Annotated in this window: 14 protein-coding genes; 6 read left to right on the top strand and 8 right to left on the bottom strand. The window is 72.2% G+C overall.

Annotated features, from left to right (window positions below):
* Nucleotides 1-9 precede the first annotated feature (9 nt).
* Nucleotides 10-753 carry a maleylpyruvate isomerase family mycothiol-dependent enzyme gene (locus DCW30_RS13585; RefSeq protein WP_076687307.1) on the top strand — a complete coding sequence of 248 codons (744 nt, stop codon included), beginning with the start codon at nt 10-12 and terminating at the stop codon, nt 751-753.
* Between the two features lie 12 nt (nt 754-765).
* On the opposite strand, the gene DCW30_RS13590 is transcribed toward DCW30_RS13585, so the two are convergent.
* The 3 genes from DCW30_RS13590 to DCW30_RS13600 all read right to left on the bottom strand — a co-directional run bounded on the left by DCW30_RS13590 (nt 766) and on the right by DCW30_RS13600 (nt 3297).
* Nucleotides 766-1173 carry a MarR family winged helix-turn-helix transcriptional regulator gene (locus DCW30_RS13590; protein WP_076687306.1) on the bottom strand — a complete coding sequence of 136 codons (408 nt, stop codon included), beginning with the start codon at nt 1171-1173 and terminating at the stop codon, nt 766-768.
* A gap of 30 nt (nt 1174-1203) precedes the next feature.
* Complete coding sequence (locus DCW30_RS13595) at nt 1204-1992, bottom strand: hypothetical protein (protein ID WP_076687305.1); 789 nt, start codon at nt 1990-1992, stop codon at nt 1204-1206.
* A gap of 102 nt (nt 1993-2094) precedes the next feature.
* The gene (locus tag DCW30_RS13600) at nt 2095-3297 is read right to left on the bottom strand and encodes a geranylgeranyl reductase family protein (protein WP_076687304.1); all 1203 of its coding nucleotides are present in this window, start codon (nt 3295-3297) and stop codon (nt 2095-2097) included.
* A 135-nt stretch (nt 3298-3432) separates the two neighbouring features.
* Between DCW30_RS13600 and DCW30_RS13605 the strand changes: the two genes are divergently transcribed.
* Nucleotides 3433-4788 carry a dipeptidase gene (locus DCW30_RS13605; protein WP_076687303.1) on the top strand — a complete coding sequence of 452 codons (1356 nt, stop codon included), beginning with the start codon at nt 3433-3435 and terminating at the stop codon, nt 4786-4788.
* A gap of 42 nt (nt 4789-4830) precedes the next feature.
* On the opposite strand, the gene DCW30_RS13610 is transcribed toward DCW30_RS13605, so the two are convergent.
* Complete coding sequence (locus DCW30_RS13610) at nt 4831-5871, bottom strand: NUDIX hydrolase (protein WP_076687302.1); 1041 nt, start codon at nt 5869-5871, stop codon at nt 4831-4833.
* Between the two features lie 349 nt (nt 5872-6220).
* Here DCW30_RS13610 and DCW30_RS13615 point away from each other — a divergent pair, with 349 nt between their 5' ends.
* The gene (locus DCW30_RS13615; protein WP_234381446.1) at nt 6221-6550 is read left to right on the top strand and encodes an STAS domain-containing protein; all 330 of its coding nucleotides are present in this window, start codon (nt 6221-6223) and stop codon (nt 6548-6550) included.
* A gap of 114 nt (nt 6551-6664) precedes the next feature.
* Nucleotides 6665-6856: a CsbD family protein gene (locus tag DCW30_RS13620; protein ID WP_062771175.1), complete on the top strand. Its 192-nt coding sequence runs from the start codon at nt 6665-6667 to the stop codon at nt 6854-6856.
* 34 nt (nt 6857-6890) lie between these two features.
* Here DCW30_RS13620 and DCW30_RS13625 read toward each other — a convergent pair whose 3' ends face one another.
* Nucleotides 6891-8312, bottom strand: a complete 1422-nt coding sequence (locus DCW30_RS13625; protein ID WP_237283589.1) for an ABC transporter substrate-binding protein — start codon at nt 8310-8312, stop codon at nt 6891-6893.
* Between the two features lie 266 nt (nt 8313-8578).
* On the opposite strand from DCW30_RS13625, the gene DCW30_RS13630 reads away from it, so the two are divergent.
* Nucleotides 8579-10654, top strand: coding sequence for an NPCBM/NEW2 domain-containing protein (locus DCW30_RS13630; RefSeq protein ID WP_205576627.1), 2076 nt, complete (start codon nt 8579-8581; stop codon nt 10652-10654).
* A gap of 517 nt (nt 10655-11171) precedes the next feature.
* Here DCW30_RS13630 and DCW30_RS13635 read toward each other — a convergent pair.
* Nucleotides 11172-12197, bottom strand: coding sequence for an ROK family protein (locus tag DCW30_RS13635; RefSeq protein ID WP_079250211.1), 1026 nt, complete (start codon nt 12195-12197; stop codon nt 11172-11174).
* 251 nt (nt 12198-12448) lie between these two features.
* On the opposite strand from DCW30_RS13635, the gene DCW30_RS13640 reads away from it, so the two are divergent.
* Complete coding sequence (locus tag DCW30_RS13640) at nt 12449-13516, top strand: LacI family DNA-binding transcriptional regulator (RefSeq protein WP_062771212.1); 1068 nt, start codon at nt 12449-12451, stop codon at nt 13514-13516.
* Nucleotides 13517-13531: 15 nt separating this feature from the next.
* Here the strand turns inward: DCW30_RS13640 and DCW30_RS13645 are convergent, their stop codons facing one another.
* On the bottom strand, nt 13532-15301 hold the full coding sequence (locus DCW30_RS13645) for a serine/threonine protein kinase (RefSeq protein WP_076687300.1): 1770 nt from the start codon (nt 15299-15301) through the stop codon (nt 13532-13534).
* Between the two features lie 97 nt (nt 15302-15398).
* On the bottom strand, nt 15399-16685 hold the full coding sequence (locus DCW30_RS13650; protein ID WP_062771172.1) for a DUF6986 family protein: 1287 nt from the start codon (nt 16683-16685) through the stop codon (nt 15399-15401).
* Nucleotides 16686-16708: the final 23 nt, after the last annotated feature.

The raw sequence follows: 16708 nt of genomic DNA on the forward strand, positions 1-16708 counted from the left end.
AATCGCCGCATGGACGTTTCCCGGCACATACAAGTAGTCAGCGACGAGGGCCTTTTGCTGGTGCGGGCGGCCGAGGCCGCCGGGCTCGGGGCCAAGGTGCCCACCTGCCCGGACTGGGAGGTGCGGGACCTGGTGCGGCACACCGGGATGGTGCACCGCTGGGCCACCGCGTTCATGGCCGAGCGGCGCACCGAGTTCCGGCTCGGCGGAGGGCTGCCGGAGCTGGACGGCGCGGAGCTGCTCGACTGGTTCCGCGAGGGCCACGCCGCGCTGGTCGACACGCTCACCGGCACGCCGCCCGACGCCGAGTGCTGGACCTTCCTGCCCGCCCCCTCGCCCCTCGCCTTCTGGGCCCGGCGGCAGGCGCACGAGACGACGGTGCACCGCACGGACGCCGAGTCGGCGTGCGGCGACACGGTGTCGCCGATCGACGCGGAGTTCGCCGTGGACGGGATCGAGGAACTGCTGCTCGGCATGCACAGCCGCGAGAAGAGCCGGGTCCGCGCCGAGGAACCACGCGTGCTGCGGGTGCGGGCCACGGACGCGCCCGCCGAGCGGACCTGGACCGTGCGGCTCTCCGAGGGGCCCCCCGTGACGGAGCGCGGGGCGACGGCCGCGGCGGACTGCGAGGTGTCGGGTCAGGCGGCGAGGCTCTACCTCGCCCTGTGGAATCGGCTGCCGTTCCCCGAGGTGTCCGGCGACCCCGCGCTCGCCGCGCTGTGGCGGGAGAGGTCGGCGATCGTGATGCGCTGAGCCCGAGGGGTCTCAGGCCGTCGCGGTGCCAGGGGTGAGCATGCGCTTCAGGACGGCCCGCTGCAACGGCCGCACCTCGTGGTGGAGGTCGCGCCCCTTGCCGGTGAGGGAGACCCGTACGCCCCGGCGGTCCTCGCTGCACATGCCGCGCTCCACGAGGCCGTCCTTCTCCAGGCGTCCGATGAGGCGGGAGAGCGCGCTCTGGCTCAGGTGCACCTGCGCGGCGATCTCCTGCACACGGAACGTGCAGCCGCCGTCGTCCGACGATCCCTCCGCCAGCACGTCGAGCACCTCGAAGTCGCTCGCGCCGAGGCCGTGCGGATGCAGCTCACGGTCCAGCTCACACAGGGTGCGCGCATGCACCGCGAGGATGTCGCGCCACTGGTCCACGAGCCCCTGCTCGGCCGTTTTCGCCGCCATGACATCGCACGTTAGCAGAGAAGACGCCGTTCATTGCATCGTAATCAAATGCACATGCAATACATGCGCACGCATAGACAATCCGGCTCGGCCCAGCCACCCCGACCGGACGAGCCCCGACTCGTAGGCGAGGACGACGAGCTGGGCGCGGTCCCGGGCACCCAGCTTCACGGCCATGCGCAGCCGCTCCTCGTCCGCACGCCGCTCAGCGGCCCGCGCCCGCTCGGCACGCTCCTCGGCCCACCGTTCACGGCGTACCCGTACGAGTCCGGAGACGGCGACGATCGCGACGACCCAGACGGCGACCACGAGCTCCCCGCCCCAGGGGCGCTCCCCGTCACCGCCGGGCGGCAGCCGCTCGTAGAGCCAGTGGGAGAGGAGCAGATGCCCGGCCCAGAGCGCGCCGACGGCTCCCCACGCCGCACGCCGGCGCCCCGCGACGACCGCCGCGAAGCAGGCCACGGCGGCGGCGAGGAGCACGGGCCCGTACGGGAACCCGGCGCCGAGGTAGACCAGCGTGAGCCCGGCGGTGGCGGACACGACGGCGGCCGGGTGGCGGTGACGGAAGAGCAGCACGGCTGTGGCGAGGAGCAGCAGCACCCTGGCCAGGGCGGTCAGCGGCTCCCGGTCGGGCTGGGCGTGCACGGCGAAGCCGGAGCCGATCTGGACGAACGCGGTGAGCGCCAGCGTCGTCAGCCAGGGCAGCCCGCGGCCGACGCCGTCCCGCGGCCCGTGGATCCACCGGGGCGGGCCCTGCCGCCCTGGTCCGCCCCGGGCGGGGAGCGGACCGCCGGGCCCGCGTTCGCGCTGCTCGTCCATGGCGTCACGCTGGACCGCGGGGCGCGCCGGCGGCGTCCGCCGGACGAGGTGGTCAGGCGTACTCCCGCGGGAGTAGCGCCCGCGGGGAGTCGTGGCCGGGGCCTAGCGGTCCAGCGCGTTCAGCGCGCGGCCCGCCAGCGGATGCGTCCGCACCAGCTCGCCCAGGGTCGTCGAGCCGCGCGTGATCCTCGCGAAGGCGTTCCACGCGGGGCGGAAGCCGGTGATCGCCGTGTGCAGGACGCCGGGGCGGCGCTCGAAGACCTTGAGCATGCGGCGCCCGACGCTCATCTCCACGCCGAGTCCGGCCTTGATGGCGAAGGCGTAGTTCAGCGCCTGGCGGCGGGCGTCCACCGCGTCGTGCGCCTCGGCGATGCGGACCGCCCACTCGCCCGCGAGGCGGCCGGAGCGCAGCGCGAAGGAGATGCCCTCGCGGGTCCACGGTTCGAGGAGTCCGGCCGCGTCGCCGCAGACCAGGACCCGGCCGCGCGAGAGCGGCGAGTCGTCGCTGCGGCAGCGGGTGAGGTGTCCGGAGGAGATGCTGGGCTCGAATCCGGCGAGGCCGAGCCGGGCGATGAAGTCCTCCAGATACCGCTTGGTGGCGGCGCCTTCGCCCCGCGCGGAGATCACGCCGACGGTGAGCGTGTCGCCCTTGGGGAACACCCAGCCGTAACTGCCCGGCATCGGGCCCCAGTCGATGAGCACGCGGCCCGCCCAGTCCTCCGCGACGGTCGCGGGCACCGGGATCTCCGCCTCCAGGCCGAGGTCGACCTGGTCCAGCTTGACGCCGACATGGGCGCCTATGCGGCTCGCGCTGCCGTCGGCGCCGACCACGGCACGGGCCAGGATCGTCTCCCCGCCCTGCAGCACGACGGCGGCGGTGCGCCGGTCGGGCACGTCGGGTCCGTGCTGCTCCACGCGCGTGACGGTGACCCCGGTGCGCAGCTCGGCGCCCGCCTTCTGCGCGTGCTCGACGAGCTGCTGGTCGAACTCGGGGCGGTTGACGAGCCCGAAGAGCATCTGCCGGGAGCGGCGGGTGCGCGTGAACTTGCCGTCGAGGGAGAACGTCACCGCGTGCACCCGGTCGCGGAAGGGCAGGTCGAAGCCGGGCGGCAGGGAGTCGCGCGAGGGGCCGATGATGCCGCCGCCACATGTCTTGTACCGCGGCAGGTCGGCCTTCTCCAGGAGCAGCACGCTGCGTCCCGCGACGGCTGCCGCGTAGGCCGCCGAGGCTCCGGCGGGGCCGGCTCCGACCACGACGACGTCCCACACGTGCCGGCCGTCGTCCGCTGAGTTCTCGCTGCTCACGTTGGTCTACCGCTCCTGATCCCGCTGTTGGCCGCGCTTTCCCGAGGCATCCTACGGCGGAGCCTCCCCAATCCCTCTTGTGGGAGGATCACATATACCCACACGTACAACGTCGCACCTACGAGGAGCGTGCCCATGTCGCGGGATCCGATCGCCGAGACCATCGCCTCACTCATGCCGAAGGCGAAGGCGGAGCTCACCGAACTGGTGGCCTTCAAGTCGGTGGCGGACTTCGGCCAGTTCCCGAGGAGCGAGAGCGAGGCCGCCGCGAACTGGGTGGCCGACGCGCTGCGCGCCGAGGGATTCCAGGACGTCGCGCTGCTCGACACCCCGGACGGCACCCAGTCGGTGTACGGTTTCCTGCCGGGCCCCGAGGGCGCCCCGACGGTCCTGCTCTACGCGCACTACGACGTGCAGCCGCCGCTGGACGAGGCCGCGTGGGTCACCCCGCCGTTCGAGCTGACCGAGCGGGACGGCCGCTGGTACGGCCGCGGCAGCGCCGACTGCAAGGGCGGCGTCATCATGCACCTGCTCGCGCTGCGGGCCCTGAAGGCGAACGGCGGCGTCCCGGTCAACGTGAAGGTGATCGCCGAGGGCTCCGAGGAGCAGGGCACCGGCGGTCTGGAGCGGTACGCGGAGGAGCACCCCGAGCTGCTCACCGCCGACACCATCGTCATCGGCGACGCGGGCAACTTCCGGGTCGGCCTGCCGACGGCCACGTCGACCCTGCGCGGCATGACCCTCGTGCGCGTCACGGTCGACACCCTTGAGGGCAATCTGCACTCGGGGCAGTTCGGCGGCGCCGCGCCCGACGCGCTCGCGGCGCTGGTGCGGGCCCTGGACTCGCTGCGCGCCGAGGACGGCTCGACGACGGTCGACGGCCTCACGGGCGACGCCGTCTGGGACGGCCTTCAGTACGAAGAGGACGACTTCCGCAAGGACGCCAAGGTGCTCGCCGGTGTCGAGCTGATCGGTGGCGGCACCGTCGCCGACCGGATCTGGGCGCGCCCCGCCGTCACCGTCCTCGGCATCGACTGCCCGCCGGTGGTCGGCGCGACGCCCTCCGTGCAGGCGGGCGCGCGGGCGCTGATCAGCCTGCGGGTGCCGCCGGGCGTCGACGCCGCCGAGGCGACGAAGCTGCTCCAGGCGCACATCGAGTCGCACACGCCGTGGGGCGCGCGCGTGCGCACGGAGCAGATCGGGCAGGGCCAGCCGTTCCGCGCCGACACGACGAGCCCGGCGTACGCGGCGATGGCCGAGGCGATGAGCGAGGCCTACCCGGGCCAGGAGATGCAGTACGCGGGACAGGGCGGCTCCATCCCGCTGTGCAACACCCTCTCCGCGCTCTACCCGCGGGCGGAGATCCTGCTGATCGGCCTGAGCGAGCCGGAGGCGCAGATCCACGCGGCGAACGAGAGCGTGTCCCCCGAGGAGCTGGAGCGCCTCTCGGTGGCCGAGGCGCTGTTCCTCCGGAAGTACGCGGCGCGCTGACCGTCCGGGGCCGCCGCTCGCGGACGGCGGCCCCGTGCACCGTCAGCCGAGGGGGACACCCGCCTCCAAGTAGAGGACCGCGCCGCGTTCCCGTGCCCGCAGGGCCCAGCGGAGCCGTTCGTAGCGGACCGGGGGCAGCAGGTCGGCGGCCTCCCGCTCGGTGACGAAGCGGCAGTCGCGCAGCTCGGGTCCCGGGAGCAGGACGCGGTGGACGTCGGCGCCGTCGAGTCTGCCGCCGTCGAAGAGGAACCTCATGCCCCCGTAGCCGGGCGGTCGCGGCGGCTCCCAGTCGGCGACGAGCAGGCGGGGCAGCCCGTCCAGCCGTATGCCGGTCTCCTCGGCCACTTCGCGTACGCCCGCGCGCGCGGGCGCCTCGCCGGGTTCGACGACGCCGCCGGGGAACTCCCAGCCCGCCTTGTACGTCGGGTCGACCAGCAGCACCCTGTCCCGCTCGTCGAAGAGCAGCACGCCGGCGGCGAGGGTCTCGGCGGTGGGCTCCGGTGTCTGCACGATGTCGCTGACGGAGGCGACCCCGGTCCGCACGGCTTCGGCGAGGCGGACGGCGGTCTCCCGCGGCGTGAGCGAGCTGGTGTCGACGCGGTGGGCGTCCGCGCCCAGCCACCCCGCCAGGGCGGCCCGGTAGGGCTCGATGTGGTCGAACGACCACTGCCGTACGCGCACGTCGCCGTCGGGCAGGTCGGGCGGCACCTCGCGGCCCGATATCCGCGCCCGCAGGATCGTTTCCTCCGGGGCGAGCACAATATGGCGCACGGGAATTCTGCGGGCGGCGAGACCGCCGAAGATCTCGTCGCGGTACTCCTGGCGCAGCAGTGTCATCGGCACCACCAGGACACCGCCCACTTCGGCGTGGATCGCGGCCGCCGTGTCGACGACGAGGCGACGCCAGATCGGCAGGTCCTGCCAGTCGTCGACTTCCGCGAGGTGTTTCGCGGGCAGCAGGTGCGGCAGCGCGCCGCCGATGATCTCGGGGTCGAAGAGCGTGCTGTTCGGGATCAGCTCGATCAGTTCCCGTGCGGTACTGGTCTTTCCCGCACCGAACGCGCCGTTGATCCAGACGATCACGGTTCCCCCTCTTCCGTCGGCCCCCTGTGGCTTGCCCGCAACACCCTGCCATGGAAACCAAGGCCTGACAGGGGGGAACTGCCAGGGCGGGAACCGTGTCAAGCGATTGCAGCCAAGTTCACCCCAAGGCGTGCTAACTGGCTTTCGTGAATCGTTCCCGCACTCCAGAAGGCTCAAGTCACCGCTAGCGTCGTCGTGTGTCAGGTGCCCCGGCCCCCGGTGACCTGAAGAGGCATTCCCGTCCGTCCGCCCTCTCCGAGGGCGGACCGGCGCCGGCGTTGGGGGGTTTTGGATGCGGCAGGGCGAGCTGAGTGATGACAGGCGCGCCGAGGCGGTTCGGCCGCCTCGCGTGTACGGAATCGACCACGCCATCGTCGTCGAACTGCACGGGGAGATCGACCTCGTGGCGTATCAGCGGACGTTCCCGTTGCTCGACGCCGTGGCCGCCGGACCCGAAGCGGTCGTCATCATCGACCTCAGCGAGGTCGACTTCTTCGACTGCTCCGGGGTCTCGCTGCTGATGCGGGTGCACCGCCGCGTGGCGGAGAGGGGCGGCGCGATGCGCATCGTCTGCGCCGACGCCCTGACCCTGCGCATCCTGCGTCTGACGCACCTCACCGAGGTCCTCTCCGCCGCCCCGACACTGGGCGCGGCGCTGCTGGTGCCGGAGGAGGAGTAGCGAACGGCCGGTTGCCACCGGCCGCCGTCACGCAGCGTGACCGTTGAACGCGCGCGCGGTGACCCGCCGTCTTACGTTGGCCACGTAACACCCAGCACGATCAGAGGAGTAGTCATGGGTGACAGTGGCGGCATGGACAAGCTCAAGGGCAAGGCCAAGGAGATGACCGGCAAGGCCACCGGCAACGACCGGCGCGCGGCCGAGGGCAAGGCGGACCGCGCCAAGGGCGAGGCCAGGGACGCCATGGGCTCCGCCCGTGACAAGGCCAAAGGCGTGGGCGACTCGATGAAGCGCGACCGCTCCTGACGCTGCTGCCCGCGGGCCCCGGCTCTGCGGGGTCCTACGGCTCCTTCGTGCCCCTCCGCCGTGTGCCGGAGGGGCACGGCTGTTGTACGGGGCCGCTCCGCGGCGGGCGGGGCGCGGCCGTGTCGGCTGCCCCGGAGGAGGGGTGAGTGGACCGGCAGGCAGACGGGCAGGCGGGGCCACGTCGGGCGAACCGGGTCTGGAGCCCTTGCCCTTCCGTGTCGCCGGCCTGGGCGCGGACGAGATGCCCGGGCAGGACTCGGGGACGGCCCGAGGGGTTGCGGACGACATGCGTGCGACGGGCGCGGGAGCGTGAGCCGCCGTCGCCCGGCGCGAAGAGCGGGAACGTGAACCGCCGTCGCCCGGCGAGGTCGGCCGATTTCTTCTGCAGGGCGCTGTATCCGGAGGTGTCGGCGCGGTCGTTGACCGCGACGTTGTTGGGGTCGCCCTTCAGGTAGATCTCCTCGGCTTCAGGGGTTCCCAGCCATTTCAGGAGGCCCTTGCCCGCGTCGACGTTCTTGGCCTTCTTCGCGATGAGGAATCCGTCGATCGGCGCCTCCACCGCGTCCTGTCCGTACGCGGAGTCGATCTCGGGGAAGGCGAAGAAGTCGATGTCGTCGCGCTCGTCGGCGGGGAACTGCTGGCCCGGGTGCGGCATTCCGAAGACGGCCATGCCCGTCTTGCGCCGCTGGAGGCCCTGGCCCGCCTCCTCCCACGTACGGCCGAGTGCGCCCTTCTGGTAGTACGGCATGAGTTCCCGCCACAGGTCGAAGACCTTCTTGACCTTGTTGTCGGTCCAGGACTCCTCGCCCGCCATCAGGGCCTTGTGGAAGTCGTAGCCGTTCAGGCGCAGGTTGATGTAGTCGAAGGTGCCCATGGCGGGCCAGCCGTCCTTGTCGCAGAACGCGACGGGAATGCCGTCCTTGTGCATCGTCCTCGCCAGAGCGATGAAATCGCCCCAGTTCTCGGCCTGTTCGTACCCGTGCTTCTCGAAGAAGCTCTTGCGGTGGAAGACGGCCCACGGATAGTAGTAGTACGGAACGAAATACTGCTTGCCCGCATGGGTCGACTGGCCCTTGAGGGCCTGGGAGAAGCCGCTGAAACCCTTCCAGACGTCTCTGTTGTCGACGAGGAGACCCTTCTCCGCGAAGTACTGCATGCGGTAGCCGGCGAACCACATGAAGACGTCGTCCGGAGTGGCGCGAAGACAACGCGTGATGTTCTGCTGGAATTCGTTGTGCTCCGTCGTATGGACCTGGACCGTCTTGCCCGTCTTCTTCTCGTACGCGTCGAAGGCGTCCTGGAAGGCCTTCTTCGGCACGGCATCCGAGGAGTTGGACCCCATGGTGGCTTCGTTCTTCTTGCCGCCGGGCTTTTCGCCGCAGGCGGCCAGCAGCGCGGGAAGCGTGACGGCGCCGGCGCCGGCGGCCGTTCCACGCAGGAGACTTCGCCGGGACATCCGATGTCCCCGCGCGCCTTCCGGCTCGACGGGGCCGCTGAACGATGACGGTGCCATGTCCCCCTCCTCGGGGTGCAACCGAACACAACCGAACGCGAGAGTGGGATCTCACTCCCACGCGGCAGACGCGTCAAGGGTTTTCGCGCGGAGCACCCGAACCGTTACGACCCCTCTTCCAACACAGACCAACACGGCCTACCGTAAGCGCGCACTGCATGACACGTACATGCAAATCCCCTCTTGAGCGCGTACGGAGGAACGTAACGATGCGTCATCTCCCGTCCCGTACCACCGGCCGAAGAGTGGTCGGGTCACTGGTCACGGCGCTGTTGTGCGTGGGCGGGCTCGCCGCCCCCACCGCCGCGCGTGACGGCGCCGAGCGCCCCGCGACCGACGGTGCCGCCGCGGAGCAGACCGCCGCCGACCCCGCCGTGAAGCTTCCCGACGGCCTGGCGGCGACCCCGCCCATGGGCTTCAACAACTGGAACTCCACGCACTGCAGGGCCGAGTTCGACGAGGCCATGGTCAAGGGGATCGCGGACATCTTCGTCGAGAAGGGCCTGAAGGACGCGGGCTACGAGTACGTCAACCTCGACGACTGCTGGGCCCTGCCCGAGCGCGACGTGAACGGCAAGCTCGTCCCCGACCCCAAGCGCTTCCCGCAGGGGATCAAGGCCGTCGCCGACTACGTCCACAGCAAGGGCCTCAAGATCGGCATCTACACCAGCGCGGGCACCAAGACCTGCAACTCCGCGGGCTTCCCCGGCGCCCTCGGCCATGAGCGCAGCGACGCCCAGCAGTTCGCGGAGTGGGGCATCGACTACCTCAAGTACGACAACTGCAACAACCAGGGCGTCGACGCCAAGCAGCGCTACACCACGATGCGCGACGCGCTGAAGGCCGCGTCCGAGACCACCGGGCGGCCCATCGTCTACAGCATCTGCGAGTGGGGCGAGAACAAACCCTGGGAGTGGGCGGCCGACGTCGGGCACCTGTGGCGCACCACCGGTGACATCAGCGACACCTGGGGCTCCATGCTGTCGATCATGAAGCAGAACCTCCCGCTCGCGAAGCACGCGGGCCCCGGGCACTGGAACGACCCGGACATGCTGGAGGTCGGCAACGGCGGCATGACCGACACCGAGTACCGCACCCACTTCTCGATGTGGTCGATCATGGCCGCGCCCCTGCTCATCGGCTCCGACCTGCGCAAGGCATCCCCCGAGACCTTCGAGATCCTCGGCAACGAAGAGGTCATCGCCGTCGACCAGGACCCGCTGGGCAAACAGGGCGAGGTGCTCTCGTCGGAGGCGGGGCGCTGGGTCGTCGCCAAGGAGATGAAGGACGGCAGCCGCGCCGTCGCCCTCTTCAACGAGACCGGCACCGCCCAGTCCGTCTCCACGACCGCGAAGGCGGTCGGCCTGCCGGACGCCGCCGGGTACACGCTGCGCGATCTGTGGCGGCACAAGAGCTACAACACCGCCGGCCGCATCTCGGCCACGGTGCCCGCGCACGGCACCGTCCTGCTGCGCGTCGCGGCCGACGGCGCCTGGGCGAAGCAGCCGCCGGCCGTCGAACTCGGCGCCGAGGGCGCGGCGCTGGTGGAGGCCGGAAAGCGGACGGGGCTCACCTCCGAGGTCACCAACCTCGGCCGTACCTCCGCGCACCGGGTCGCCGTCACGCTGAGCGGCCCCTCCGGCTGGCGCCTGAAGCCCGCCACGTCCACCACCGCGCGCTCCCTGCGTACGGGGAAGAAGCTCACCACGGCCTGGTCGGTCACCGCGCCGTCGGGCACGACCTCGGGGACGTACGACCTGACCCTGAAGACCACATACCGCTCACCGCAGGGCACCCGGGCCGACAGCGTGCTGCCGCTGACGGCGACCGTGGTCGTCGCACCCCCCGCGGGCGACTCGGTGCTCGGCGACCTGCCATGGGTCTCGGCGACCAACGGCTGGGGCCCGGTCGAACGCAACACCAGCAACGGCGAGAACGCCGCGGGCGACGGCAACCCGCTCACCATCGGCGGCAAGACCTACGCCAAGGGCCTCGGCGTCCACGCGCCGAGCAGCGTCGAGTACTACGCCGGCGCGGCCTGCGAGAAGGTCACCGCGTCCGTCGGCGTCGACGACGAGAAGCTGACGCGGGGCACGGTCGCCTTCGAGATCTGGGCGGACACGAAGAAGGTCGCCTCCACCGGCGTCCTCACCAACGCCATGCCGGCACAAGAACTCTCGGCCGACGTGACGGGCGCGCGGGTCGTCCGCCTCACCGTGACGGACGGCGGCGACGGCATCGACTCGGACCACGCGGACTGGGCGGAGGCGGTGTTGAGCTGTTGAACTTTGAGGTGAAGGGTGTGGGTGTGTGAGCCCGGGGGGGCGTGTGGGGCTGGAGCTCACGTGCGGGCTGGGGCTCACGTGTGGGCTGGGGAGGTGTGTGAGGCTGGTGCCCGCATGTGGCCTGGGCAGGTGTGGGGCTGAGGCTCACGTGTGACCTGGGCAGATGTCTGGGGCTGGGGCCCATACGTTACCGAGGCACATATGTGACTGGGCCTCACGCGTGACCCCGGGGCGGGTGAGGCTGAGGCTCACATGTGACCGAGCCACAGATGTGACTGGGTCGCAAATGCGGCCGAGGCGCGTGTGTGACCGAGGCTCAGACGTGACCGAAGACCACACGTGACCCAGGCTCACACGTGACCGAGTCTCACCCGCAACCCAGGCACGCATATGACTGGACCTCACACGCACCCGAGGCACAAGCGAGACCCAGTCACAAAGATGACCTAGGCACATACCTAACCGAGGCACACACCTGACCAAGCCTCACTACACCCCCAGGCACAACCGCGCCCCCTCACCGCACCCCCACCGCCCCATTCACCCCAGCAGTCACAGCACCACCCACCGCACCACCCACCGCACCGCTGGCCTCACCGCTGGCCCCGCCCCGCGCCCCACCGCTGAGCGCCGCCGCAGCCGCCCCCACGAGCCCCGCGTCCGTACCCATGAGCGCGGGCGCCACCGTGAGGTCACGTACGAAGGACAGCGTGGCGTACTCGCGCAAGCACCGGCGCAGCGGTGTGAACAGGACGTCGCCCGCCTTGCCCACTCCCCCGCCGATCACCGCGATGTCGATCTCGACGAGCGTGGCCGTGGCGGCGATGCCGGCGGCGAGGGCCTTGGCCGCGCGTTCGAAGGAGGCGATGGCCAGCGGGTCACCCGCGCGGGCGGCGTCGGCCACCGCCGCCGCCGAGGTGTCGCCGTCGGGGCCGGGGAGCCAGCCGCTCTCCACGGCGCGGCGGGCGATGTTCGGACCGCTGGCGATGCGTTCGACGCAGCCGCGCGCACCGCACGGGCAGGGATCGCCGTCGAGGTCGACGCTGATGTGACCGATGTGACCGGCGTTGCCCGTGGGGCCGGGGTGGAGCTTGCCGCCGAGCACGAGGCCGCCGCCGACGCCGGTGGAGACGACGAGGCAGAGCGCGTTGTCGTGGCCCCGGGCGGCGCCCTGCCAGTGTTCGGCAGCGGTCATGGCCACGCCGTCGCCGACCAGTTCGACGGGGAGGCCGCCGGTCACCGCGCGGACGCGTTCGACGAGGGGGTAGCCGCGCCAGCCGGGGACGTTGACGGGGCTGACCGTGCCGGCCGACGCGTCCACCGGGCCCGCGCTGCCGATGCCGACGGCGGACGCTCTGCCCCACAGCCCGCTGGAGGTCAGTTCGCCGAGGACCTCCTCGGCCGCCCGCATCACCGTGTCGCCGTCCTCGTGCGCGGGCGTCGGCCGCTGGGCGCGCAGCAGTATGCGCCCCTCCCGGTCCACCAGGGCGCCGGCGATCTTGGTGCCGCCGATGTCGAGTGCGGCGACGAGGTCCATGTGCATCTGTGTCGGGTCTCCTGTGTCTGAGCAGGCCGGAGAGTGCGAAGGTCAGTCTCTCTTGCATCTGACAACGTTGTCCAGGCCCTATGCTCGACGCCACACGCTCGTGGACCACCACATTGGACCACCACGTGGGTCACCGCTCGGACCACCCCACGGACCACCACGTGGGTCACCGCACGGACCACCGCAGGGACGGCCTCGCGGACGATCCCATGGATGGACCGGTGGCCCAGGACGACCCGGACGACCCAGTGGACGACAGGACAGGACAGCGCACCGTGGCAGAGACCGCCGCCCGACGACCCGCCAGCCGCTACGGCAACCGTCCGACCATGAAGGACGTCGCCGCACGTGCGGGAGTCGGCCTGAAGACGGTCTCCCGCGTCGTGAACGGCGAACCGGGCGTCACCCCCGACACCGAGCGCCGCGTGCAGGAGGCCATCGAGGCCCTCGGCTTCCGGCGCAACGACAGCGCGCGCGTGCTGCGCAAGGGCCGCACCGCCAGCATCGGGCTCGTCCTCGAAGACCTGGCCGACCCCTTCTACGGCCCGCTGAGCCGTGCCGTGGAGGAGGTCGCACGGGCGCACGGGGCGTTGCTCATCAACGGGTCGAGCGCCGAGGACCCGGACCGCGAGCAGGAACTGGTGCTCGCGCTCTGCGCGCGCCGGGTCGACGGCCTCGTGATCATCCCGGCCGCCGACGACCACCGCTACCTTGAGCCGGAGATCGCCGCCGGTGTCGCGACCGTCTTCGTCGACCGTCCCGCGGGGAAGATCGACGCCGACGCGGTGCTCTCCGACAGCTTCGGCGGGGCGCGGGACGGCGTGGCGCACCTCATCGCGCACGGCCACCGCCGCATCGGCTTCATCGGCGACCAGCCGCGCATCCACACCGCGATAGAGCGGCTGCGCGGCTACCGCGCCGCGATGGAGGACGCGGAGATCCCCGTCGACGAGGCATGGGTCTCGCTGGGCCTGACCGATCCGGAGCGGGTCCGGGCCGCGGCCGAGGAGATGCTGGCGGGACCCGACCCCGTGACGGCGATCTTCGCGGGCAACAACCGCGTGACCGTGACCGTCGTACGGGTCCTGGCCGCACTCGACCGCCCGGTCGCCCTGGTCGGCTTCGACGACATCGAGCTGGCGGATCTGCTCGACCCGGGCGTGACCGTCGTCGCGCAGGACGCGGCGCAGCTCGGCAGGACGGCGGCGGAGCGGCTGTTCCGGCAGCTCGACGGCGCGTCCGGGGCTCCGGAGCGGGTCGAGCTGCCGACGCGGCTCATCCAGCGCGGCTCGGGCGAGCTGCCGCCGGCGGGCTGACGGGCCCGGGGGCGGTCAGCAGGTGGGCAGGCCGGGCAGCGGCTCGTCGTTGTCGCCGCCCTTGATGTAGACGTCGCTGACGAAGACGCCGGTGTTGCCGCTGTCGTCGTCGGTCTTGGCCCACCAGACGTTCGTCCACTCGCCGTACGTCTCGCGGCGGCCCAGGTTCTGCTGGCAGTAGAAGTAGTTGGTGCCGGCCTTCAGCGTGCCCGCCGCGGCCCCCGCCGCGGTGTACGACGTCGCGGTGCGCCACACCGCGCAGTGGTACTTGCCGCCGCCCACCGGATGGCAGACAGGGGCCGCGCCGCCGCCGGACCCGTCCTTGTCGTCCCTGTCGTCGGGCCCTGCGGTGGAGCCGTCCTGGCGCGACGCGGGCCCATCCTCGCCCGACCCCTTCTCGCCGCCGCGTTCCTCGCCCTCGCCCGCCGCCTTGTCCCCGTCCTTGCCCTTGTCGCGTCCTGTCACCTCGTCGCCACCGCCGTCGGGGTGCTTCGCGTCCGGTTCGCGCGACTCCTCCTTGTCCCGCTTCGACGCCTCGGTGTCCCTCGCACCGCCGCCCAGCGGACCCCTGCTCCCGTCGTCGGCCACGCCGGAACCGTCCGCGGCCGTGTCCTGCCGCCCCTGGCCGCCGTCGTCCCTGCCGCCCAGGTACGCCGCGGTCGCCCCGGTCGCCGCGAGGACCACCGCGACAGCGGCGGCGGCGAGCAGGGCCCGGCCTCCGCGCGGGCGTCGCGCGCTCCGGGTCTCCGCCCGGCCCGAGGAGGCCGAGGTCACGACGGAAGGCGGTGGCCCGAACCCCTGCGGGGGGCCGTCGGGAATGCTGCGCCGCGTGCTCTCGTACGCCCGCGGCACGGCTTCGCGCTGCCCCTGCGGCCCGCTCCCGGGAGCGCCGCCCGCCGCCACGTCGGCGAGGAGCCGCCCCGCCGCCCCGGCGTCGGGGCGCGCCTGCGGCTCCTTGTGCAGGAGCTGCTTGAGGACGGGCGCCAGCGGGCCCGAGCGCTGCGGCTCGGGCAGCGGGTCGGCGACGATCGCGGTGAGCGTCGACCACGTCGACGTACGGCGGAAGGGCGAGGAGCCCTCGACCGCGGCGTACAGCGTGGCGCCGAGTGCCCAGACGTCGGACGCGGGGCCCGGGTCGTGGCCCTGGGCGCGCTCGGGCGCGAGGTAGTCCAGGGAGCCGACCAGTTCGCCGCTGCGGGTCAGCCGGGTGGCCGAGCCGTCGTTCGGGTCCTCCATCGTGGCGATGCCGAAGTCGGTGAGGACGACGCGTCCGACCGGGACCTCTCCCGCCCCGGCAGAACCGTGGGCCCGAGGCGTCTCCAGGAGGATGTTGCCCGGCTTGACGTCGCGGTGCAGGACGCCGACGCGGTGGGCGGCGGACAGGGCCTCCATGACCTTGGCGCCGATGGCCGCGGCCTCCCGGGGTGTGAGGGCGCCGCGCTCGCGCAGCACATCGTCCAGGGACGGCCCGTCCACCAGCTCCATGACGATGAGGGGCCGCCCCTCGACCTCCGCGACGTCGTGCACGGCGACGACGCCGGGGTGGCGGACCCGGGCCGCCGCGCGCGCCTCGCGCTGCATGCGCAGGCGCAGGTCGTCCAGCTCGGGCCCCGCCGCGTCCGTGTACGTGCGCAGTTCCTTGACCGCGACTTCGCGGTGCAGCACCTCGTCGACGGCGCGCCATACGACGCCCATCCCGCCGCGCCCGAGCTGCGCGGTCACGCGATAGCGCCCCGCGAGGAGTCTGCCCGCGCCGCCCGTATGTCCCTGATCCCCCGACAACACCGCTGCCCCGTCCCTGCGACACCACGCTCTGTGGCGTACAGACTACGGGGCGGCGGTGACAGGAGAGGTCGGCCGTCACCTGTACGGGTCGGCGTGCCTACTTGCCCGTCAGGTCCCCGCGGCGCGGGCCCGCGAAGCCCTGGAGCCGGGCCAGGGTCAGGCCGGTGAGCCGGGTGACCTCGCCCGCGTCGAGGGCGCCGCAGTCCAGGCCGCGCAGCAGGTATCCGGCGAGGGCCTTGGCGGTGGCGGGCTCGTCGGCGACGGCGCCGCCCGCGTGGTGGCCCGCGTAGGCGGCAAGGCGCGCGGCGGCTGCCTCGAAGCCTTCGCGGTAGAAGGCGAACACGGCGGCGTAGCGCGTGGGGATGTGGCCGGGGTGCATGTCCCAGCCCTGGTAGTAGGCGCGGGCCAGGGCGCGCCGGGTGAGGCCGTAGTGCAGCCGCATGGCGTCGTGGACCTGCTCGGTGGTGCCGACGGGCAGGACGTTGGTGGAGCCGTCGGACACGCGCACCCCGGTGCCCGCGGCGGCGACCTGCATGACGGCCTTGGCGTGGTCGGCGGCCGGGTGGTCGCTCGCCTGGTAGGCGGCGCTGACGCCGAGGCAGGCGCTGTAGTCGAAGGTGCCGTAGTGCAGTCCCGTGGCGCGGCCGTCGGCGGCCTGGATCATGCGGGCGACGGCGGCGGTGCCGTCGGTGGCGAGGATGGACTGGCTGGTCTCGATCTGTATCTCGAAGCCGATGCGGCCCTGTTCGAGGCCGCGGGCCTTCTCGAACTCCTCCAGCAGGCGCACCATCGCGGTGACCTGCTCGGGGTAGGTCACCTTGGGCAGCGTGAGGACGAGGCCGTCGGGGAGGCCGCCCGCCTCCATGAGGCCGGAGAGGAAGACGTCGAGCGTGCGGATGGCGCGGTCGCGTACGGCCGCCTCCATGCACTTCATGCGGATGCCCATGTACGGGGCGGCCGTGCCGTTCCGGTAGGCCTCGGCCACCAGGCGGGCCGCGCGGGCGGCGTCCTGGTCCTCGTCGGCGCCCTTGTAGCCGTCCTCGAAGTCGATGCGCAGGTCCTCGACCGGCTCGCGCTCCAGCTTGGCGCGCACGCGCGTGTGGACGGCGTCGGCGAGGTCGTCGTCCAGGCCGAGCACCGAGGCGAAGGCGGCGGCGTCCGGGGCGTGTTCGTCGAGCATGGCGAGGGCCTTCTCGCCCCAGGAGCGGATGGTCCCCGCGGTGAACTGCTCACCGGGGACGTAGACGGTGTGGACGGGCTGGCGGGTGCCGGGGTCTCCGGGGTAGCGGCGGTCGAGCTCCGCGTCCACGGGGGCGAGGGAAGCGCTGATGCCCTCGCTGACCGCGCCGGCGAGGCTCGTCGCGACCTGCTCTTGCTGACCCATTGCTGCATCCTCCACACAGTCGA

This window comes from Streptomyces alfalfae (genome assembly GCF_004127445.1).
Lineage (GTDB): Bacteria > Actinomycetota > Actinomycetes > Streptomycetales > Streptomycetaceae > Streptomyces > Streptomyces alfalfae.

Coding starts and splice junctions, on each gene's coding strand:
- DCW30_RS13585 (WP_076687307.1), top strand. CDS start 10: ATGGACGTTTCCCGGCACATACAAGTAGTCAGCGACGAGGGCCTTTTG.
- DCW30_RS13590 (WP_076687306.1), bottom strand. CDS start 1,173: ATGGCGGCGAAAACGGCCGAGCAGGGGCTCGTGGACCAGTGGCGCGAC.
- DCW30_RS13595 (WP_076687305.1), bottom strand. CDS start 1,992: ATGGACGAGCAGCGCGAACGCGGGCCCGGCGGTCCGCTCCCCGCCCGG.
- DCW30_RS13605 (WP_076687303.1), top strand. CDS start 3,433: ATGTCGCGGGATCCGATCGCCGAGACCATCGCCTCACTCATGCCGAAG.
- DCW30_RS13620 (WP_062771175.1), top strand. CDS start 6,665: ATGGGTGACAGTGGCGGCATGGACAAGCTCAAGGGCAAGGCCAAGGAG.
- DCW30_RS13625 (WP_237283589.1), bottom strand. CDS start 8,312: ATGTCCCGGCGAAGTCTCCTGCGTGGAACGGCCGCCGGCGCCGGCGCC.
- DCW30_RS13630 (WP_205576627.1), top strand. CDS start 8,579: ATGCGTCATCTCCCGTCCCGTACCACCGGCCGAAGAGTGGTCGGGTCA.
- DCW30_RS13635 (WP_079250211.1), bottom strand. CDS start 12,197: ATGCACATGGACCTCGTCGCCGCACTCGACATCGGCGGCACCAAGATC.
- DCW30_RS13650 (WP_062771172.1), bottom strand. CDS start 16,685: ATGGGTCAGCAAGAGCAGGTCGCGACGAGCCTCGCCGGCGCGGTCAGC.